The sequence below is a fragment of the Yinghuangia soli genome, from assembly GCF_021502675.1.
GTDB classification, from domain to species: Bacteria; Actinomycetota; Actinomycetes; order Streptomycetales; family Streptomycetaceae; genus Yinghuangia; species Yinghuangia soli.
The window spans coordinates 227,527-234,404 of the sequence record NZ_JAKFHA010000013.1; the positions used below are offsets into that span (position 1 = coordinate 227,527).

At 71.9% G+C, this 6,878-nt stretch carries 7 protein-coding genes; 5 read left to right on the forward strand and 2 right to left on the reverse strand.

Annotated elements, in window-relative coordinates; translation table 11 throughout:
* Window positions 1–102: 102 nt before the first annotated feature.
* Genes LZ495_RS22480 through LZ495_RS22500 form a run of 5 tightly spaced genes read left to right on the forward strand, consistent with a single transcriptional unit; the run spans window position 103 to window position 5,308 of the window.
* Window positions 103–1,032 (forward strand): ABC transporter ATP-binding protein, encoded by a 930-nt coding sequence (locus LZ495_RS22480; RefSeq protein ID WP_235054610.1) that lies wholly within the window; start codon window positions 103–105, stop codon window positions 1,030–1,032.
* The gene (locus tag LZ495_RS22485) at window positions 1,029–1,970 is read left to right on the forward strand and encodes an ABC transporter ATP-binding protein (RefSeq protein WP_235054612.1); all 942 of its coding nucleotides are present in this window, start codon (window positions 1,029–1,031) and stop codon (window positions 1,968–1,970) included. The genes LZ495_RS22480 and LZ495_RS22485 overlap by 4 nt, the downstream gene beginning before the upstream one ends.
* Window positions 1,967–2,857: a branched-chain amino acid ABC transporter permease gene (locus LZ495_RS22490; protein ID WP_235054614.1), complete on the forward strand. Its 891-nt coding sequence runs from the start codon at window positions 1,967–1,969 to the stop codon at window positions 2,855–2,857. The genes LZ495_RS22485 and LZ495_RS22490 overlap by 4 nt, the downstream gene beginning before the upstream one ends.
* Window positions 2,850–4,037 carry a branched-chain amino acid ABC transporter permease gene (locus LZ495_RS22495; protein ID WP_372498626.1) on the forward strand — a complete coding sequence of 396 codons (1,188 nt, stop codon included), beginning with the start codon at window positions 2,850–2,852 and terminating at the stop codon, window positions 4,035–4,037. The genes LZ495_RS22490 and LZ495_RS22495 overlap by 8 nt, the downstream gene beginning before the upstream one ends.
* Window positions 4,034–5,308, forward strand: a complete 1,275-nt coding sequence (locus LZ495_RS22500; protein ID WP_235054624.1) for an ABC transporter substrate-binding protein — start codon at window positions 4,034–4,036, stop codon at window positions 5,306–5,308. Before LZ495_RS22495 ends, LZ495_RS22500 begins: the two co-directional genes overlap by 4 nt.
* Before the next feature lie 252 nt (window positions 5,309–5,560).
* Here LZ495_RS22500 and LZ495_RS22505 read toward each other — a convergent pair whose 3' ends face one another.
* Window positions 5,561–6,307, reverse strand: coding sequence for a hypothetical protein (locus LZ495_RS22505; RefSeq protein ID WP_235054625.1), 747 nt, complete (start codon window positions 6,305–6,307; stop codon window positions 5,561–5,563).
* 102 nt (window positions 6,308–6,409) lie between these two features.
* A partial coding sequence (locus tag LZ495_RS22510; protein WP_235054626.1) for a pyridoxal-dependent decarboxylase occupies window positions 6,410–6,878 on the reverse strand: 469 nt, incomplete at its 5' end.

Sequence of the window (6,878 nt, forward strand, 5' to 3'; positions counted from 1 at the left end):
GGACGATGCCCATCGCCACGTGTTGTGGTGTCCGTCACTCCGAGGACTCCGAGGACATCGAGGACTTCAGGCGTTCGCGGACTCCACAGGAAGGGAGGCCGGATGGCACGGGCGGAGCACCAACCTCCGCAGGGGAACGAACCCGCGCCCGCGGAGCATCCGGGCGGGGCCCACCCCCGACTCCGGCAGGCCGGCGGCGCACTGGTCGTCGACGGGCTGCACGTCGCCTATGGCAGGTCCGTGCAGGCCCTGCGCGGCGTGAGCATCACGGTGCCGCCGAGCGGCATCGTCACCGTGCTCGGCTCCAACGGCGCCGGCAAGAGCACACTCCTGCGCGCGATATCCGGCACGCTCTTCCTGCACCACGGTGCGGTGGAGGGCGGCACGATCACCTACAACGGGCAGAACCTGCGCGGCCGCGACGCGGCTGCCGCGGTACGTGCCGGGATCGTGCAAGTACCGGAAGGCCGAAGGGTGTTCGCGGGGCTCTCGGTGGCCGAGAACCTGCAGGCCGGGCTCCTGGGGACGGGCGACCGCCGCTCGGCGCGCGCCAAGCAGGCCCGCGAGCGGGTCCTGGAACTGTTCCCGGTGCTGGCCGAGCGCGAGACCCAGCACGCCGGACTCCTGTCCGGCGGCGAGCAGCAGATGCTCGCGATCGGGCGGGCGCTCATGGCCGGTCCCAAACTCCTGCTCCTGGACGAGCCTTCGCTCGGCCTCGCACCCATGATGGTCGGCCGGATCGCCCAGGTGATCCGGGAGATCGCCGAGCAGGGCACCGCGGTGCTCCTGGTCGAGCAGAACGCCGCCGTCGCGCTCGGCCTGGCGGAGACCGCGTACGTGCTCGACGTCGGCGAGGTCCGGCTCACCGGTCCGGCCGCCGAACTCGCCCGCACCGACGAGGTCCGGCGGCTTTACCTCGGCGACCACGACGAGAGCGGGCACGCCGGCACCCCGGCCGAGGGCACGCCCCACGAGACCCCGGCCGCCGCGACGTCCGCGCCCCGGGCCACGCTGCGGAGGTGGCGAGGATGACGCAGTCCGTACCGCTCGCCGAGACCTCCGGCGCGGACGCCGACTTCGCGATCCCCGAGCTGAACGTCCGGGCCGTCACGGTGCGGTTCGCCGGCCTGGTGGCCCTGGACGCGGTCAGCTTCACGGTCGCACCGGGCAGCATCCACGCGGTCATCGGCCCCAACGGGGCCGGCAAGTCCACGTGCTTCAACGTGCTGTCCGGGGTGTACAAGGCGACCCGCGGCACCGTGCACCTCGGCGAGCACGAACTGACCGGGCTGGCCCCGCACAAGATCGCCGAACTGGGCATCGCGCGCACCTTCCAGAACATCGTGCTCACCCAGGGCACGGTCGCCGACAACCTCATGCTCGGCCGGCACGGGCTGACCAAGGCGGGCTTCACGGCCACCGCGCTGCATCTGCCCAGCGCCGTGCGCGAGCAGCGCCGGCACCGGGAACGCGCGCGGGAGATCGCCGAGTTCATGGACCTCGGTGCGGTCTTCGATGCACCGGTCGGGCTGCTGCCGTACGGCGTGCGCAAGCGCGTCGAGATGGCGCGCGCCTTGTGCATGGAGCCCAAGGTGCTGCTGCTCGACGAGCCGGTGGCCGGCATGAACGGCGCCGAACGGGTGCGCACCGCCGAGGCGATCGCCTCGGTCCGGGACGGCCTGGGCATCTCGATCGTGCTGGTCGAGCACGACATGGGCCTCATCATGCGGCTGGCCGACGAGGTCACCGTGCTCGACTTCGGCCGCCGCATCGCGAGCGGCCATCCGGATGCGATCCGGCGGGACCCCGAGGTGATCCGCGCGTACCTGGGCGCGGGCGAAGAGGAAGGCGCGGCCGGCGAACCGGTCGCCGCGGGACTGGCCGGCCTGGTCGGGGCGGCGGACGAGGCACCGGCCGCGGCCGACGCAACTCCCGTGCACGTACGGCAAGAGAACGAGGAGCGGCAATGACCAAGCTCTCCGAGATCGTCCTCAACGGGCTCGCTCTCGGATCGGTGTACGCCCTCATCGCCCTGGGCTTCGTGGTGATCTTCAAGGCCTCCGGGGTGATGAACTTCGCGCATGCGTCGCTGCTGCTGCTCGGCGGCTACGTGATCGCCCAGCTGCACGACGAACTGGGCTTCGCCGGCGCACTCCTGGTCGGAGTGGTGGTCACGGCGGCGGGGGCGGGACTGATCGAGATGCTGTTCATCCGGGGGCTCGGCAAAGTCGAACTCCATGTGCTGACCATCTTGACCATCGGCATCGACATCCTGCTCACCACCGAACTGGTGCGCCGGATCGGCTCCGACAAGCTCTCGCTGGGCGACCCGTGGGGTGCCAAGTCGGTCGAGGTCTTCGGGGCCAACGTGGCGCAGGCCCGGATCGCCGCGATCGTCGTCGCGGTGGTCCTGATCACGCTGTTCTTCATGGCCTTCCGGTACACCGCGTGGGGCCTTTCGATGCGCGCCGCGTCCGAGGACCGCGAGGCGGCCGCGCTGATGGGCGTCCGGATGAAGCGCGTGCAGCTGGTCGCGTGGTGCGTGGCCGGTGCGCTGGCCGCGGTGGCGGCGGTGTTCCTGACCGCCTCGCCCACCCCGGGCCTGGACCGGACCACCGGGTTCGTGGCCCTCAAGGCCTTCCCGGCCGCGGTGCTGGGCGGCATGGACTCCGCGCTGGGCGCGCTGATCGGGGCCATGATGATCGGCCTCACCGAGGCCCTCGCGGCGGGCTACCAAAGCGACTTGGACGCGCTCGGCGGCGGTGCCTCGGGCATCGCACCGTACGTCGTCATGATCCTCATCCTGCTGTGGCGGCCGACCGGGCTGCTCGGGTCGAAGGAACTGAGCCGTGTCTGAGCCGGAACCGAAGCCGGGCGCGGCACTGCGCCCCGCGGCCCCCGGGCCCGCGAAATCGTCCGTGCTGAACCTGCGCGTCGCCGCGGCGGTGATCGCCGTCGTGGTGATGGCCCTGATGCCCTACTACCTCACCGACTTCTGGCTGCTCACCGGGTTGTTCGCGATGGCCGCGGCACTCGGCGCGATCGGGCTGAACATCCTGTCCGGGACCACCGGGCAGCTCTCACTGGGGCACGCGTTCTTCCTCGCGGTCGGCGCGTACGGCTACATGTACTTCTCCGGCGACTCGGGCCGCAGCGGCACGCACGACATCTCCGGGCTCGGCCTGCCGCCGTTCATCGCGCTGATCCTGGCGGTGCTGCTGGCCGGCGCCGTGGGCGGCCTGTTCAGCCCGATCTCCGGGCGGCTGCGCGGCATGTACCTCGGCATCGCGACGCTGGCGCTGGTCTTCATCGGCGAGCACGTCATGATCAACGCGCACAGCGTGACCGGCGGCTACAACGGCCGGGCCGCGGAGCCGATGGAGTTCTTCGGCTTCACGCTGGCCGACGAGGACCCCTATCTGGAGGTCGCGGGCGTCGAGTTCGCCAAGTACGAACGCCTCTGGTACCTGGCGCTGGCACTGCTGGTGATCGGCATCATCGTGGCCCGCAACCTGCTGCGCGGCCGCCCCGGGCGCGCGCTGGGCGCGGTGCGCGACAGCGAGATCGCGGCGGCCGTCATGGGCGTGCCGGTGGCCCGCTTCCGGTCGATGGCGTTCGTGGTGTCGTCGATGTACGCCGGACTGGCCGGCGTGATCCTGGCCTTGGTGTTCGGCCGCATGATCCCGGAGTACTTCGGTCTGGCGCTGTCCATCGACTATCTCGCGATGATCGTGATCGGCGGCCTCGGCTCGGTCGGCGGCGCGGTCGCGGGCGCGGTGTTCGTCACCGTGCTGCCGCAGCTCTTCGCGCACTATGCGGCGTCGCTTCCGCTGGTGGTGGAGTCCGGCGGCGACGGCGTGGGCCCGACCGAGGCGGCGCGCTACCTGTACGGCGCGGCGATCGTGCTGGTGCTGCTGTTCTCGCCCGGCGGACTGGCCGGCCTCGTCCGGCGCGTCCGCACCCCGCGCACCACTCCGCGCACCCCTGCCCGTTCCCGGTCCGCCCACTCGAAGGAACCCCAAGGAGCTGCCTCGTGAAGCCACGCAAGGGCACCAGAGCCGCGGCCGCGGTCATCGCCATCCTCGCGCTGTCCGCAACCGCGTGCAGCACGAAGGAGAAGGACAAGGACCCCGCCCCCAACGGGTCGGGGAACGCCGGCCAGCTGAAGACCGGCGCCGGAGTCTCCGACACCGAGATCAAGGTCGGTGAACTCTCGGACCTCAGCGGCCCGTTCGCCCCGCTCGGCAAGAGCGTCACGAACGCCGAGGCGCTCTACTACGAGCAGCTGAACGCGGCCGGCGGCGTCTGCAACCGGCAGGTCAAGGTCGAGGTCAAGGACCACGGGTACGACCCGCAGAAGGCCGGCACCGCGTACACCGAGCTGTCCGGCAAGGTGGTCGGCATCTCGCAGCTGGTCGGCTCGGCGATCGTCACGCAGCTGAAGGACCAGATCGAGAAGGACGGCATCCTCACGCTGCCGCAGGCCTGGCCCTCCACGCTGCTCGGCAAGAAGGTCATCCAGGTGACCGCCACGACGTACGACGTCGAGATCATCAACGGCATCTCGTACCTGGCCAAGAACGTCGGCCTGGTGTCCGGCGACAAGGTCGGCCACATCTTCAGCGACGACGAGTTCGGGGCGAACAGCAACGCCGGTGCGAAGTACGCCGCGCAGCAGGCGGGCTTCTCGCTGGTCGAGCAGAAGATCAAGCCGACCGACGCGGACATGACCGCGGCGATCAGCGCGATGAAGTCGGCCGGCGTCAAGGCCATCATCGTCAGCGCCAGCCCGCGCCAGGTGGGCCCGATCATGGGCGGCACCGAGACGGCCGGCTTCAAGGTCCCGGTGCTCGCGCACTCGGTGGGCTTCCACCCGCAGCTGCTCGCGCTGGTGGGGGCGCCGATGGAGGCCCGGCTGTACGTCGCCAGCCCGGTGCCGTCCATCAACACCGACATGCCGCTGCTCACCAAGCTGGTGGCCGACTACAAGGCCAAGTACCCCGACCAGCCGATCGACCAGGGCGTGCTGTCCGGGTACACCACTGCGGCCATGTTCGGCGAGGCGCTGAAGGCGGCCTGCAAGGCCGGCGACCTGACGCCGGCCGGCGTCATGGCGGCGCACCGCGCCCAGACCTCGCTGGACCTCGGCTACGGGGCGAAGCTGGACTTCTCCTCGCCGGACAAGCCGCCGACGTACCAGACGTACATCCTGCGCGTGGACAAGACGGTGCCCAGCGGTCTGAAGACCGTCGAGCAGGCCTTCGAGTCGCCGGGCGCCCGGACGTACACGCTGCCGAAGCCGAGCTGATCCCGGCCCGAGCCGAGCGCACGCCGCCGCGCGGCAGGCCGGCCCCGGGAGGCGGGGCCGGCCGCCTGGCGGACCGGCAGAAGAGAACGGGCCCGGGGGGGGGGGGGGGGGGGGCCCCCCGGCCCGGCGGCCCGGGCACGCGCCCCCCCGCGGGCGCGCGTCCGGCTGCGCCCCCCCCCCCCCCCCCGGGCCCGTTCCCATGTCCCGTTCCCACGTCCCGGTCCAAGTGCTCCCGCGTGCCGCGGGGAGCGGTCATTCGGGGCGCAGGTGGACGAGCCCGATCGGCCGGTGCGCCGAACCGGCGCGCAGCTCGGCGGCTCTGATGTATGCCAACAGGCCGTGCGCGCCGGTCTCTTCGAGCATGCGCACGGTGTCGGACCACGGCATGTCCGGCAGCGAGCGGGCCGCGCCGCCGTTGAGCAGCACCAGGGTGTGCACGTCGCGGCACGGCGAACTCCCGGTCGCGGCATCGGCCGCGGCGGACGGCCGGGCACCCGCGGCATGCGCGCGTCCCGCGGGGTCGCGGATCGCGCGGACCGATGTGTCGCGCCGGATCAGCACCGCACCGGGGCCCAGCACCAGGTGGTCCAGGCGGTCTCCGGTGAGGCGTACGGCGACCACGGATGCGGTCGGCGTGCCGTGCAGCGCGAGGTCGCAGCGGCCGCCGTGCAGTGCCGCGGTCTCCGCGATGGCGTCGGACAGGCAGTCCGCGACGCGGCGTTCGGGCCGGTCCACGAGCCGGGTGAGCAGGTGCGCACCCAGCCGCCGCAGATACCAGCCGGTGCCGTGCCCGCAGCCTTCCACCGCGCCGCGGTGCGCGAGCGCGGTGGTGGCGATCACCGCCGCCTCGGGGGTGGCCAGCGCGAACACCCGGTCGCGCGGCCGGTGTTCGGCATCGAAAAGGCCGCCGGTGCCGCGCGCGGCCGGTTCGTCTTCCGCAGAATCGCCGGCCGCGCCGAAAGCGCCCGAGCCCGGGTCCGTCACCACCTCGAGATGCACGGTGATCAGTCTCGGGGAGGCACCCGTTCCGGGTCAGGTGCACGGGACGGATTGGCTCGAACGTGTCACCCGGATGTGACCTGGTGCCGTACGAGGCGCCGATCAGGCCATCGTGTCGAGGATTTCGTGGACCATGTCCATGGTGGTGTGGGGGTGGAGGAAGGCGAAGCGGGCGACGGTTTCGCCTTCCCAGCCGGTGGGGGTGACGAAGCCGACCTGTCCGGCGAGGAGCCGGTCGGACCAGGCGGTGTAGTCCTCGGCGGTCCAGCCGGTGCGGCGGAAGACGACCGCGGACAGCTCGGGGTCGCGGATCAGTTCCAGGTGCGGCGTCGCCCGGATGACCTCCGCGGTCTCGCGGGCCAGGGTCAGCGCGGTCTCGACGGCGTCGGTGTAGGCCTGGACGCCGTGGACGGCGAGGGAGAACCACAGCGGCAGGCCGCGGGCGCGGCGGGTGAGGTGGTAGGCGTAGTCGGTGGGGTTCCACTCGTACTTGTCGCCGGTGTGCAGGACGTCGAGGTAGGAGGCGTCCTGGGTGTGCACGGCCTTGGCCAGGTGCGGGTCCCGGTAGATG

Excerpts from the sequence above, each read along its gene's own strand:
- LZ495_RS22480 (WP_235054610.1), top strand. The coding sequence starts at position 103 with ATGGCACGGGCGGAGCACCAACCTCCGCAGGGGAACGAACCCGCGCCC.
- LZ495_RS22485 (WP_235054612.1), top strand. The coding sequence starts at position 1,029 with ATGACGCAGTCCGTACCGCTCGCCGAGACCTCCGGCGCGGACGCCGAC.
- LZ495_RS22490 (WP_235054614.1), top strand. The coding sequence starts at position 1,967 with ATGACCAAGCTCTCCGAGATCGTCCTCAACGGGCTCGCTCTCGGATCG.